Annotated in this window: 8 protein-coding genes and 1 pseudogene; 7 read left to right on the forward strand and 2 right to left on the reverse strand. The window is 63.6% G+C overall.

Features of this window, described 5'->3' with window-relative positions; all coding sequences use genetic code 11:
- Nucleotides 1–57: 57 nt before the first annotated feature.
- A complete protein-coding gene (gene rsmI, locus BMIN_RS00390; RefSeq protein WP_022861686.1) occupies nucleotides 58–1,089 on the forward strand; it encodes a 16S rRNA (cytidine(1402)-2'-O)-methyltransferase in 1,032 nt (343 codons plus the stop codon).
- Between the two features lie 95 nt (nucleotides 1,090–1,184).
- Here the strand turns inward: rsmI and BMIN_RS00395 are convergent, their stop codons facing one another.
- Both BMIN_RS00395 and BMIN_RS00400 read right to left on the reverse strand, forming a co-directional pair.
- Nucleotides 1,185–1,496, reverse strand: coding sequence for a variant leucine-rich repeat-containing protein (locus tag BMIN_RS00395; protein WP_022861685.1), 312 nt, complete (start codon nucleotides 1,494–1,496; stop codon nucleotides 1,185–1,187).
- 146 nt (nucleotides 1,497–1,642) lie between these two features.
- Nucleotides 1,643–2,128: a hypothetical protein gene (locus BMIN_RS00400; protein WP_152595232.1), complete on the reverse strand. Its 486-nt coding sequence runs from the start codon at nucleotides 2,126–2,128 to the stop codon at nucleotides 1,643–1,645.
- A gap of 589 nt (nucleotides 2,129–2,717) precedes the next feature.
- On the opposite strand from BMIN_RS00400, the gene metG reads away from it, so the two are divergent.
- The 6 genes and pseudogenes from metG to BMIN_RS00430 all read left to right on the forward strand — a co-directional run bounded on the left by metG (nucleotide 2,718) and on the right by BMIN_RS00430 (nucleotide 13,994).
- A complete protein-coding gene (gene metG / locus BMIN_RS00405; RefSeq protein WP_022861683.1) occupies nucleotides 2,718–4,586 on the forward strand; it encodes a methionine--tRNA ligase in 1,869 nt (622 codons plus the stop codon).
- Nucleotides 4,587–5,123: 537 nt separating this feature from the next.
- On the forward strand, nucleotides 5,124–6,977 hold the full coding sequence (locus tag BMIN_RS00410; protein ID WP_022861682.1) for an ABC transporter ATP-binding protein: 1,854 nt from the start codon (nucleotides 5,124–5,126) through the stop codon (nucleotides 6,975–6,977).
- A gap of 8 nt (nucleotides 6,978–6,985) precedes the next feature.
- Nucleotides 6,986–8,866, forward strand: coding sequence for an ABC transporter ATP-binding protein (locus tag BMIN_RS00415; RefSeq protein ID WP_022861681.1), 1,881 nt, complete (start codon nucleotides 6,986–6,988; stop codon nucleotides 8,864–8,866).
- A gap of 211 nt (nucleotides 8,867–9,077) precedes the next feature.
- Nucleotides 9,078–10,037 carry a TatD family hydrolase gene (locus tag BMIN_RS00420; RefSeq protein WP_026647604.1) on the forward strand — a complete coding sequence of 320 codons (960 nt, stop codon included), beginning with the start codon at nucleotides 9,078–9,080 and terminating at the stop codon, nucleotides 10,035–10,037.
- 163 nt (nucleotides 10,038–10,200) lie between these two features.
- Nucleotides 10,201–12,525 (forward strand): annotated as a pseudogene (locus BMIN_RS00425) (KUP/HAK/KT family potassium transporter); the annotation flags it as partial.
- 602 nt (nucleotides 12,526–13,127) lie between these two features.
- Nucleotides 13,128–13,994 carry a class II glutamine amidotransferase gene (locus tag BMIN_RS00430; RefSeq protein ID WP_022861678.1) on the forward strand — a complete coding sequence of 289 codons (867 nt, stop codon included), beginning with the start codon at nucleotides 13,128–13,130 and terminating at the stop codon, nucleotides 13,992–13,994.
- Nucleotides 13,995–14,018: the final 24 nt, after the last annotated feature.

Consider the following 14,018-nt stretch of genomic DNA (forward strand, 5'->3'; position numbering starts at 1 on the left):
CGGGGGAGTTGCTGGTTAGCGCTGGCACAACACCAACAGTAGGGGATACTGATAGGTATGACATCCTCGTCTCGTGTTGCTTCGCAAAGCCCTCAAGTTGATTCCGCCCCCTCCGCCGTTCAGTCGAAGGATGAACCTTGGTCAGAGGCGGCTCCGCAGTCAGAGGCGGCTCCGCGGTCAGAGGCGGGACCCGGATCGGGAGGTGGGGATGACGTCGGCCGCGTGGTCCTCGCTGCGACGCCCATCGGCAATGTGGCGGACGCTTCGGCGCGATTGGTGGATCTGCTCGGACATGCCGACATCGTGGCGGCGGAGGACACCCGACGGCTGTATGATCTCGCCCGCCGGCTGGGCGTCCATGTTTCGGGCAGGGTCGTGGCCTACCATGACCACAACGAAAAATCCTTGAGTTCCGGGCTGCTCGATGAGGTCGAGCGCGGCGCGACCGTTCTGGTCGTGTCTGATGCGGGCATGCCGTTGATCAACGATCCCGGGACGGCCATAGCGCATGGCGCCATCGACCGCGGGCTTCCCCTGACATGCGCTCCCGGTCCCAGTGCCGTTCTCGATGCCCTGGCGTTGTCGGGGCTCCCGACGGACCGTTTCTGCTATGAGGGATTCCTGCCGCGCAGGCATGGGGAACGGGTCCGGCGTTTGCGCTCGCTGCGCGCCGAGGTACGCACGATGGTGTTCTATGAGACGCCCCATCGGATCGGGGAGTCCATGGACGACATCGCGCAGGCGTTCGGTCCTGACCGTCCGATGGCCCTGTGCCGGGAGCTGACGAAGGATTACGAGGAGATTCGACGGGGAAGTGTGAGCCGTATCGTTCGATCCGTCCATGACGATCCACCGCGGGGGGAGATGGTTCTGGTGGTGGCAGGCGCCTCTCAGGAGGAGATGATGGAGGCGTCCGAGTCGATTCTGGGCGTCGATGACATGGCGCGTCTGGCCATCGCGATGTCATCCGATGAGGGGATCCGGGTCAAGGACGCGATCGCCCGGGTGGTGGCTGAGCATCCCCTGCCTGACGGCTCTTTGGCGAGTCGCCGGCAGGTGTATGCCGCCGTGATGGCTCAGCGTGGGTGACGGTTCTGCCCGGTGACGGTTCTGCCCGGTGATGGTTCTGCACGGATGGTGACGACCTGTTGCGCGGGACGGCGCCGGCATCGCGTGGGCATGACCTATCGCCCGTGGCTGCGTGGGGTTTGTCCGTGGTCGAGCGGCACGTCGCTTTCAAGGGAGTCGAGCAGCGCGGTGATGGCGCGCGTGACGCCGGGGCCTCCCGCCTGTGCGATGAATTCCAGAAGGTGGGCGTCCGCCCGGGGATTGGCGACGATCCATCGGCGTAGGTCGGGATGATCCCTTGCGATGGACCATAGAATCTCCGTGTCCGTGCCGTCTGAGCATGCCATCGCAGGTGTGGCGACGAGGGGAGGCCTGGGGGGATCGAGCACGGGCATGCCTCTCCCCGGCATCGTGGTGGTTTCGGGCATTCTCTCCAGACGCCGTGACGGAGACGTCGTGGAGGACTCTGCGTGCCGCCTTCCGGGGGCTGGTGCCGTAAGGGGTCCTGGGCGGCGAAGCGGCCATGGACCATGCAATCCGTGCCGTCGCCGAGCGGTCCGCCGCTGCCGGGCGGTCATGAGGATGATGCGCTCGCGCGGAGGCCTTCCAGTCGTCGGCGCGCCGTCCGCGTATTCGGCCAGTAGCGGTTGTCGTCGAGTATGCGCAGGCAGTCCTCTATGGGAACGTCATAATCCTCGATAAGCCTTCCGACCTGCGGGAGACCCCCGATGTCCTCGAACTCATCGTCCGGAAGAAGAGCGATGTCGCATGCCGTCCGTGTGGGGGTGGTGACGGTCCGGCCGGACACCGTGGTCCGGTGTCCCTCGGGCGCGTTGCGGTTGAACGCCCTCACCCGCCGGCCATGTATGGGAGCGCGGAAATGCGCGTCGGTCAGCAGGTCGATGGTCTGGGGAAGATCGCCTCCCATCCAGATCCATGCCGCCAGGGTCATGCAGGCGCTTGTGCCGAGCGGAATCATGATGGACGCGAGCATTCCCCTGCCTGCGACGGTCCGGACCTGATCGAGGTGGTAGACGGTCGCCGCATCCAGAGATCTCATGATTCCGCGGGAGGATAGATGACGCATGCTCAAAGGTCCGGGAAGATTCGTGACGGGCAGCAGAAGGGGAACACCCCTGTGTTCGCGCGATGCCGCAGTTTGTCTGGACGCGGTTCGTCCGGCCGCAGCTTGTCCGGCCGTGGTTGGACGGGCCATGGTTTGACCAGCCGTGGCCTGACGGGACGCGGCGTGCCCCAGAATCCTCACCCCGTCCGGGCGCGATGGCCGCGGGCCCGTCCGATTCGTCTCATGACTGTGGGGATGGTGCCGGTTGGCGGCATGATCCGTGACTCGGTTGGGCGGGCGGTTCTCGGGATGGCCGATTGCGTGCGATTGCGAAGGGTGGCACGGGAGGTCGGAAGTGGTCATGGAGGTGAGGCTAGGACATCGAGGAGTCCGGCGTCATGCCCGGTTGACGCGATGGGGATTTGTGGATGAATGCCATGGAGAGTCCTTGGTGCTCCTTCCGCAACGGGCACCCTTCACGGGACGTCGGACCGGCGCGGGCATCCGCCCAGCCCTAGTCGAGACCCCCGTCCGGTCGCCGCGCCGACGGCGCTGTCCCGAACGGGGCTAATAATCAAGGGTTATGAGTCATATTCTCGTGAACGTCGCATGGCCTTATGCCAATGGACCCCGCCATATCGGACACGTCGCCGGCTTCGGAGTGCCATCGGACGTGTACGCCCGCTACGAACGTATGAAGGGCAACAAGGTCCTCATGGTCTCCGGAACGGACGAGCATGGAACGCCCATCCTCGTGGAGGCCGAGAAGGAGGGTATGAGCGCGCAGCAGCTCGCCGACCGCTACAATCGCGTGATCGCCAAGGACCTGTGCGATCTGGGTCTGAGCTATGACCTTTTCACGCGCACCACCACCGGCAATCATGAGAAGGTCGTCCAGGAGCTGTTCACCCGATGTCTGAGCAACGGATACATCTATAAGGGCACGCAGAAGGTCGCGATCTCCCCCTCGACCGGGCGCACCCTCCCCGACAGGTACATCGAGGGGACCTGTCCGATCTGCGGCGCCGAGGGGGCCCGTGGCGACCAGTGCGACAACTGCGGTAATGAACTCGATCCCGACGAGCTGATCAATCCGGTCAGCAAGATCAATGGAGAGACCCCGCGATTCGAGGAGACCGAGCATTTCTTCCTTGATCTTCCGGCGCTCGCCGACGCCAATCTGGCATGGTTGAAAACGCGTGAGGACTGGCGCACCAACGTCATCAACTTCTCGCTCGGCCTGTTCCGCGAGGTCCGTCCGCGCGCCATCACCCGCGACATCGACTGGGGCATCCCCGTGCCGGTCGAGGGGTGGATCGACAACCCCAACAAGAAGTTGTACGTATGGTTCGATGCCGTCATCGGATACCTGTCGGCGTCCATAGAATGGGCCCGACGTAGCGGGAATCCCGAGGCATGGCGCGAATGGTGGAATGATCCGCAGACCCCGGGCTACTACTTCATGGGCAAGGACAACATCACCTTCCATTCGCAGATCTGGCCATCCGAGATCATCGCCTACAACGGGCGGGGGTCCAAAGGCGGGTCCACGGGCAAGCTCGGACCGCTGAACCTTCCCGAGCAGGTCGTGGCCTCCGAGTTCATGACGATGGAGGGCAAGAAGTTCAGCTCGTCACGCGGCATCGTCATCTACGTCAAGGACATCCTCGCGCGCTATCCGGTGGACGCCGTGCGCTATTACATCTCCATCGCCGGGCCGGAGAGCTCGGACTCCGACTTCACATGGTCCGAATTCGTGCGTCACAACAACGAGGAGCTGGCGGCCAGCTGGGGCAATCTGGTCAACCGGGTCGCCAATCTCATCAACCGCAACTTCGGGGAGATCCCCGTCCTTGACGAGGATTCCATGACGACCGAGGATCGTGCGCTGCTCGAGCAGACCGCAGCGGCCTTCGACGTCGTGGGAGGGCTGATCGAGCGCCACCATCAGAAGGCCGCGCTCGTCGAGGCGATGAGGGTTGTCGGGGACATCAACAAATATATCTCGGCGGTCGAACCATGGAAGATCAAGGACGATCAGGTTCGTCTGGGGACCGTGCTCCATGTCGCGGCGCAGGCGGTGTCCGACGCGAACCATCTTCTGGCGCCCTTCCTCCCCCATTCCGCGCAGAAGGTCTGGGAGGCCCTGGGAGGGGTCGGCGTCTTCTCGCCGCTGCCACGACTTGAGGAGGTCGAGGATCTCGACAAGCCGGGCTTCCGCTATCCGATCATCACCGGGGACTACGAGCTGGGACGCACCCTTCATCCATGGGCGAGCGAACCGCTTGAGACGGGCGCTCCGGTTCCAAAGCCGTCCCCGATCTTCGCGAAGATACCTCCCGAGGCCGTCGAGGAGGAGCTTGCCCGGTTCGAAGAGGAGCTGTCCAAACGCAAGGAGGACGAGAGAAGGCGTTTCGAGGAGGCCAAAGCGCGGCTGCATTCGGCCGAATGAATGACAATCCGCGAAATTTACAGGATACTTTCAGGATGTCATAGCTTTTCTCCAAGGATCGGCTGGTTATATCGGAGATGTCAGCAGCGAAAGCCACTGACGAGGTTCCCCGACCGGACCCCATAACTGAACCCTTCTTCTCTCTTCTCCAACCCGGCGGTTTCCCCCGCCGGGTTTTCCTTTTGCTCCGGCGTGCGACGTCCCGGCACGTTGCGTGGCAGGGCGTTGCGTGTCGGATCGTTGTGTGTCGGATCGGAGCGGTCCCGTCCTGAGGTGGTTGAGGTCGCGGTCGCGGCCCCCGTCCGCGACTCCCCATCCCGGCCCCCCGTCCGCGACCTCATCGGTGTCTTTCCACGTCTTTCCACGGACCGGCATCGAGGACGACTCGCCGAGGGGCGATTTCGTCCATTCCCGTCGTCCCCGCCTGCCAAGGTAGTTGGTCTGCGGCGGTGGCGCCCTGCCATCGTGCGGGGAGGATTGGCCGTGCACGACGACGGCCATGCCAGAGTCCAATGATGGAATGCGAGGACGCGACCGATGTACGTCGACCCCACGAGAAACGTCAAATCCGGGAACCTGACCTGGGTGCTGCCCTACTGCCGGCCCGACCTGCCCAAAATAGGCGGGGCCTTCGTCCTGTTCCTGGTGAACGACGCCATGGCGCTGACCATACCTCTGCTCGCGGGAATGATCGTCGACCAGGTCATCACGCAGGGGCACACCGACCGCCTCGTCCGCCTGTGCGTGCTGATGGTGGTTCTCACGCTGGTGAGGGTGCTGTCCCGATACGGCTATCAGATGTGGATGGAGCGTTTCGGACAGAACTCGATCTACCGTCTGGTCAGCGACGAGTACGAGAAGCTCCACGAACTCGACTTCACCTATTTCAACCACACGCGCACGGGCGACATCATGAGCCGTATGACGTCGGACACCGACGCCATACGTCACTTCCTCAGCTGGGTCACCTATCAGATGGCCGACGCCATCGTCATGGTCATCGGGGCGTTGTGCGTCATGTCGTGGATCGATTGGCGGCTCGCGCTCGCGCTCGCCTGCGTGATCCCTCCGCTGTTCCTGCTCACCCGACAGCTCGCGCGTCATGCGCGCCCCCTGTTCCTGGCCGTCCGCAACTCCCTCGCCGGGCTCAATTCCATGGTCGAGGAGAACATCGAAGGCAACCGCGTGGTCAAGGCCTTCGTCCGTGAACCGTACGAGACCGAGAAGTTCGACGGCTTCAACGACGACTACATGGACCGTAACATGGCTCTGGCCTACAACAGCAGACGGTATATGCCCTGGCTGGATGGCCTCGGCTTCTCGCTGCAGCTCATCACCTTGGGATTCGGCGGATTTCTGGTCATCCACGGCATGATGACGCTGGGCAACCTCGTGAGCTTCAGCAGCTTCCTATGGATGCTCGACGGCCCGGTGCGGCAGTTCGGCTGGCTCATCAACGACTGGCAGCGGTTCAACGCCAGCTGCGTGAAGATCCGTCGTCTGCTCACCTCCCGCTCCCGCATCGTCGAGCGTCCCGACGCCGACAAGGAGGTCCATCACGCGGCCGTCATCCAGGCCAAGGTCACCGGTGACGAGCGTCGCGTGCGGGTCGCCGACCATATGAGCGGGGAGATCCGCTTCGACCATGTCAGCTTCGCGTTCCCCGACGAGCCCAACGTCCCCGTCCTCAAGGACGTCGACTTCTTCGTGCCGGCGGGATCGAAGCTGGGCATCCTCGGGGAGACGGGATCGGGGAAGTCCACGCTGGTGAGCCTGATATCCCGTTTCTACGATCCGACCGTCGGACATGTCCTCATCGACGGCATCGACGTGCGCGACTGGCCTCTGACCACATTGCGCAGCCAGGTGTGCATCGTCGCGCAGGACACCTTCCTGTTCTCCGACACCATCGGCGGCAACATCGGCTTCGGCGCGAGCCACGGCCACGACGACCGCTACATTCGTCGCATGGCGCGCATTGCGGGTGCGGACGGGTTCATCCAGTCCCTTCCCGAAGGGTACGACACCGTCGTGGGTGAGCGCGGGGTGGGGCTGTCCGGCGGGCAGAAGCAGCGCCTGAGCCTGGCGCGCGCGCTCGCCGACGACCCGGCCATCCTGGTCATGGACGATACGACGTCGGCGGTGGACATGGAGACGGAGGCCGAGATACAGCGGCATCTTCGCGAGATGGAGGGATCCAAGACGATCATCACCATCGCCCACCGCATCTCCTCGGTCAAGGATGCGGATCTGATCCTTGTCATCGAGCATGGGCGGATAGTGGAGCGCGGCACGCACACGCAGCTGGTGTCCGCGCACGGACGGTACTGGCAGATCTATCGCAAGCAGCTCGGACTGGAGTCCGGGCAGCCCCAGGGATTCGGACGTTAGGGGATCACATGGCGCAACGCAACACATATCGCGAGGACGAGGAGCTTGAGGAGCGGATCAACGCGAAGGATCTCAGGCGGGTCGCCCCCTATCTGGGACCCTACAAGGTCCGTGTGGCCAAGATCCTCGTCGTGGTCGTTCTCATGAGCTGCATTCTGGTGGCCGTCCCCTACGTCACGAAGATCATGATCGACAGCGCCATACCCCACAAGGACATGCGCCAGCTGTCGATCCTGTGCGTGGTTCTGGCCGCGCTCATCGTCGTCTACGAGCTGGGCCTGCGCTACCGGACCGTCGAGATCACCCGGGTGGGGCAGATGATGCTCAAGGACATGCGCCGGGACCTGTTCACGCATATCCAGACGCTGCCGTTCAGCTATTTCGACTCGCGACCTCATGGAAAGATCCTCATCAGGGTGGTCAACTACGTGAACACCCTGTCGGACACCCTCTCCTCCGGTCTGATCAACGTGATATCCGACGTGTTCACCTTCGTCATCACGCTGGTGGTGATGTTCGTGCTCGACTGGCGCATGACGCTATGGAGCCTGCTGCTCTTCCCGGTGCTGATCGTGTGGGTGAGGGTGCTGCAGACCTTCCAGCGCAAGGCGTACCAGCGTCTGTCGAATAAGCAGAGCAATCTCAACGCCTACATCCATGAGTCGATCGCCGGCGTCAAGACCACCCAGACCTTCGCCCAGGAGCGGGCGCAGTTCAAGACCTTCCAGGAGCAGCAGGGCGAGGTCCGCTCCGCGTGGATGCGGGCCGTCCACATCCAGTCCCTCATGTGGCCCGGCGTGCAGATCATCTCCACCATGACCATCGCTCTTCTGTACTACGTCGGCGTGATGGGCGTGGGCGGGGTGTCCGTCAGCACGGGCGTCCTCATCGCCTTCGTGGGCTACGCGAACAACTTCTGGAACCCCGTCATCGACATGGGCAACTTCTATAACCAGCTCATAACGTGCTCCGCCTATCTTGAGCGGATCTTCGAGACGCTCGACGTCCGGCCCGAGATAGTCGACGCCCCGGATGCCCCCGACCTTCCCGCGATCCGCGGCAGAGTCGACTTCAACGACGTGGTGTTCCGCTACGAGCCGCAGGGCCGCAACATCCTCAACCTCGTAGACCTCCATGTGGAGCCGGGGCAGACGGTGGCGCTCGTCGGTCCCACGGGGGCGGGGAAGACGACGATCGTCGCCCTGCTCTCGAGGTTCTATGACGTCGCCGAGGGGTCGGTGCTTGTCGACGGCTATGACGTGCGCGACGTCACGCTCGCGTCCCTGCGACGGCAGATGGGCGTGATGCTGCAGGACACGTTCATCTTCTCGGGGAACGTCAAGGAGAACATCCGCTATGGACGGCTCGACGCCAGCGACGACGACATCGTGGAGGCGGCCAAGGCGGTCCATGCGCATGACTTCATCATGGAGCTGCCCGACGGGTACGACACCGTCGTCGAGGAGCGTGGATCGACGCTGTCGGCGGGCCAGCGCCAGCTCATCTCGTTCGCGAGGGTTCTGCTGGCGGATCCGCGCATTCTCATCCTCGACGAGGCGACGAGCAGCATCGACACCCGGACGGAGGAGGCTCTGCAGGCGGGAATCGCGCATCTTCTCACGGGGAGGACGTCCTTCGTCATCGCGCATCGCCTTTCGACGATCGAGCACGCGGATCAGATCTGCTTCATCGACCACGGGCAGATCATGGAGCGCGGCACGCACGAGGAGCTTCTGCGTCATCGCGGGGCCTACTACCGCCTTTACGAATCCCAGTACGCGGCGATCCGGGCTGAACAGGTCGACGGTAAGGAACAGGTCGGCGGTACGGAACGGGCCGGTGGCGCGGAACGGGCCGACACGGCTGAACAGGCCGGTACGGCGGAGTAAGTCGGCCGCGCAGGACGGGTCGCGGCGGTACGGAGCGGACCGGCGATACGGAACAGGTCGGCAATCAATACGGAACGGGTCGGCAACGCGGAGCAGGCCGACACAGTCTGGAATGGAGGCGGCTACGTGGAACGCGCCACGTCCGATGGCATCACCCGGGCGGACTCGGGCCGAGGGAATCGGGTAACCACCCGCACGTAGACTGATGCCCATGAGTCGACATCATCATCGTGACCGTAGCTGGGCTCCTGTGCCCCCGGCCCTTCCTCCGGGTGTGCGCGTCGTCGACGACCACACCCATGTCGCCTCCGTCGTTCCCTTCTCGCGGGAGATGAGCCGTGAGGCCGTGGAGCGGGATCAGCCCCCCGTCACGGTCTACTCCGTCGACGAGCAGCTTGCGTTGGCGCAGTCCGTCGGAGTCGAGGGAATCATCGACGTGGGGTGCGAGTACCCGCATCTGCGCACCGCCGTGGATATGGCCATCGATCATCCCGGAGTCGTCCGGGCGGCTCTCGCCATCCACCCCAACGAAGCCGTCCTCCACGGCCACCGTGGCGTTCCCGGCCCTGACGGTCTTCCCGTGTCCTACAAGCCGTGGCATGATCTCGGGTTCGAGGAGGCCTTCGACGAGGTCCGCCGCCTGTGCGTCGGCAATCCCGGCGTCGTGGTGGCCATAGGGGAGACCGGCATGGATCTTTTCCGTACCGGGGCCGCCGCCGAGGAGATCCAGCGGGAGGCGTTCCGTGAGCACATCGCACTGGCGAAGGAGCTGGATCTGCCGATGCAGATCCATGACCGGGACGCCCATGCTCAGGTGATCGACACTCTTCTGTCGGATGGAAGTCCTGATCGCACCGTCTTCCACAGCTATTCCGGGGATGCGGAGATGGGAAGAATCGCCAGGGAGCAGGGGTGGTATCTCAGTCTTTCGGGGACATTGAGCTATAAGGGGAATGAGGGGATCCGGGAGTCGGCCAGAATGGTCGGCCTCGACCACGTCATGGTGGAGACCGACGCCCCCTATCTGGCTCCCATGCCCTACCGGGGGCGCCCGAACGCGCCGTATATGATCCCGTACACGCTGTCCGCCCTTGCCGAGGTGTTCGGCATGTCCGTCGCCGACGTCGCCCGCGCGACGCGTCGGAACGTGCGTGAGGTCTATGGTTTCTAGGCTCCCGTCAGCGCGGTATCGGCGGTCGGGTGGATGGGAGAGTTGGTATATTCCGTCACGGCGTATACACTTGCCGCTTAATGAATTGTAAAGGAACCGTCAAGACCGGAATTCCTTGCGATACGTGCACGCGGAGAGGGTCTCCGTCATTGGAGGATACTGCATGGCGAAGTCACGCAATCGTGGTTTGTCTCATCGTGGTTCATCACAGGAGGGCGACAGTCGTCGGAAAATCCGGCAGACTTCTGACACCCCCGCAAAGGCCGACGGGTCGAAGGACTCCGTGACGCCGGCTCCCGCCCAGCTCAAGGAGCAGCTTCTCAGGGCGGACACCTTCACGAACGCGCCCAAGGTCTCACGCCGGACCATGACGAGGCAGGAGCGCGAGGAGCTTGAGAAGCAGCAGGCCGTGGAGCGCGAGGAGGCCATCAAGCTCGCCGACGCGGCGACGCGCGGCCCCCTCGGGCGGTGGTGGACGCGCGTGCAGTCGGGGCCCAACCGCGTCTCCCTGGGCATGGCGATCGTCGCGCTGGGAGTGGTCTACGGCGATATCGGAACATCCCCGCTGTACACCGCGCAGACGTTCCTTTCCGGCCAGGGCGGTCTGGCGAACACCGACCGCGATGCCGTTCTGGGCATGCTGTCGCTGGTGTTCTGGTCCATCACCCTCATCACGACCGTCAAATATGTTCTGATCGCCATGCGCATCGACAACAAGGGCGAGGGCGGTATCTTCGCGTTGTATTCCCTGATCCGCCGCTATGGGGCGTGGCTCACGATTCCCGCCATGCTCGGTGGAGCGGCGTTCCTCGCCGACTCCGTCCTCACCCCTGCGGTCTCCATCTCCTCGGCCGTCGAGGGATTGCAGACGATCAACGTCCTCGAACCCCTGTTCAGCGAGAACCCCAACCTGTCGCTGATGATCACCGCGGTGATCATCGTCCTTCTGTTCTCGGTGCAGTCGCGTGGAACGGAAAGCATCGGCAAGGTCTTCGGCAGCGTGGTGATGGTCTGGTTCGTCTTCCTCGCGATCGTCGGACTGGTCGGACTGCGCGGCGATTGGGCCGTTTTCGCGGCCATCAACCCGTTGTATGGCGTCCGGTTCCTCTTCAGTCCGCACAACGCCGCGGGCATCGCGCTTATGGGAACCGTGTTCCTGTCCACGACGGGTGCGGAGGCCCTGTATTCCGATATGGGACATGTCGGACGCGGCAACATCTACTTCACCTGGCCCTTCATCAAGGTCGCGCTCGTCCTCAACTACTTCGGTCAGGGCGCGTGGATTCTGCGCAACCGGGACAACGCGGCGCTGGCGAAAACGGACAGCGTCAACCCCTTCTTCCAGATGATGGGGCCGGAGGTGCGCTATCTTGCGGTCGCGCTGTCCGTGACGGCCGGCATCATCGCATCCCAGGCCCTTATCACCGGAGCCTTCACGATGGTCTCCGAGGCCACGGGCCTTAATTGGATGCCCCACCTCCAGGTGCGTTACCCGGCTCGGACCCGCGGTCAGCTGTACATTCCGGTGGTCAACGGGGTGCTGTGCGCCGCCACCCTGACGGTTCTGGCGATATTCAAGGATTCGGAGCATATCTCCGCGGCGTACGGGCTGGCGCTGACCATCACCATGATCACCACGACCATCCTTCTGGCCGTGCACATGTGGTTCCACCGGCGTCGGGTGGGCGCGATCGTGTTCACGCTCGTGTTCCTGTCGATCCAGATCATGTTCTTCATCGCCTCCATGACGAAGTTCCTCCATGGCGGCTGGTTCACCATGCTGCTGACCCTGGCGATCCTCATCATCATGGTCACGTGGAACGACGGCACCCAGATCGAGCGCTCGCAGCGCAGGCATATGAAGCCCAAGGACTTCCTTCCCGCCCTTGACAAGCTACACAGTGACTTTCGGATCCCCTATTTCGCCGACAACATCGTCTACCTGACCTCGGATTGGGAGATGTCGCGGCTCGATACCGACATCTTCTTCTCGATCTTCGCCGATCACCCCAAGCGTGCCCGCGCCTGGTGGGCGGTGTCCGTGCAGACGACCGATGAGCCGTTCACCCGGGCGTATTCGGTGGAGAACTTCGGAACGAACTATCTTTTCCGCGTGCGTATCCGGCTGGGATTCAAGGTGTCCCAGTCCATCCCGGCCTACATCCACCAGATCATGCATGACCTCTCCGACGCCGGCGAAATGCCGCGCCAGGGGTCCGTGTATCCCAAGGTCGACGCCGATCCGGGCATCGGCACCATCCGATATGTGCTGATCCACAAGGCGTTGATGCCCGAGTCCAACATCTCCGCGCGGGGTGCGTTGTCGCTTCAGATCAAATACACCATCCGCCATGTGGCGGGATCGCCCGTGAAATGGTTCGGTCTGGCTCCCTACAATCCGCTGATCGAAGTTCAGCCGCTGTTCGTCTCGACGCGCCGGCCCCCGCGCCTGCGCAGGGAGCCGATCCATTCGCGGTCGGTGGAATCCAAGGATGTGGATTCCAGACAACTCCAGCGTCACGCCATGGGACGAGGGCCCCAGATGCACCCCGGTCCGGAACGATCCGTCTCAGGACGGTCGCGGCCTGCGGAGGACGAGCCCAGGGAGGCTGGAGAGCGCAGGGACATTGGAGAGCATCGGGACGGGGAGTCGCGTGGAGCCGGTGGATCCGTTCCCGTGCAGTCCTCCGCACCGATTCCGCGGCAGGGGCGGGAGACGGATCGTGGCCCCGATGCCGAGACCGGGCACGTCATCACCACGAACGAGGTTCCGGTGGTGTCGGCCGCCGTCCGCGATGCGGCCAAGCGCGCGTCCGTCCATCGTTCATCCGATGACGAGCCGACCGAGCGGATCACGGACGTCGGTGAGGCGTTCGATCCCGAAAGAACCGTGGTCCTGCATCGTATTGAGGTTCCCGCGCCGGCACATCCGCGCCCGTCGACGACTGATTCGCGTCCGTCGACGGACGAGTCCGACGAGGCACGAGCCGTGCCCGACGAGGCGCATCAGGCGCCAGCCGACTCGCATGAACGTATCGTTCGTGGCCGAAAGCACGAGTAGCGAAACCGTCCGGGCTACAGTGGTGGCTTATGTGCAGACTGCTGGGATACGCGACCAAAGGGCTTGATCTGAGCCTGAACGATGTAATCGGGAAGGTGAACTGCGACCTCTTCCGGGAGCTCGGAGTGATCCACAACGATGGATGGGGAGCCTGTCTGGTCTCGTCGGCGCGTTCCCAGCCCTACCGGCGTGATGGCGGAGAGCCCGCTCCCGAAACCGTCGAACGCATGTACCGGTCCATCGAGTCGTCGGCGGGCGACTCGATGTTCCCGGCGTTGGCGGGGCAGCCGGCGAGGGGCGCGATATGGCATCTGCGCCTGGCAAGCTCGCATCTGCCGTTGGTTCTGGGCAACCAGCAGCCTTTCTCGACCCATGGGCTGAGCTTCATCCACAATGGTGACATCTCCGATGCCGATGGACGCAACATCGTGCGCGATCATGATTGTTCCGTGGATCGTTCCGCGGTGCTGTCGACGGGCGGCGAGAGCGATTCGGCGGTGTTCTTCGCCGCCATCGTCGAGCAGGTTGGCCGGGGTCTGCCCGTGGACGAGGCGGTCGCCGAGGCGGTTCGTCTGCTGAGGCTCCGCTATCCGCTGTCCAGCTTCAATTGCATGGTGCAAAGCCGTGAGCAGCTTGTGGTTCTGCGGGCCGCTGGGCATGAGGGGACGCCCCGGCGGGTGATGGATGTGTACGAGTCCTATGGCCGTGGCGATGAGGCCCAGGATTACCGTGCAGTACGGTATAGGCCCATATCGTCTCGGGGAGCGGATGTGGGTGTCGTGGTCGCCAGCTCGGGATTTCCCCAGCCGATATCCGAGGGATGGTCCGAGCTGGAGAACGATCATCTTCTGGTCGCTTCGAATCGTACCGGGGAATTCCATATACGAGCCATCTGAACCATGGTCCCGCACCAGTCTCCC

Origin of the sequence: Bifidobacterium minimum, from assembly GCF_000741645.1 — a bacterium.
Taxonomy (GTDB): Bacteria; Actinomycetota; Actinomycetes; order Actinomycetales; family Bifidobacteriaceae; genus Bifidobacterium; species Bifidobacterium minimum.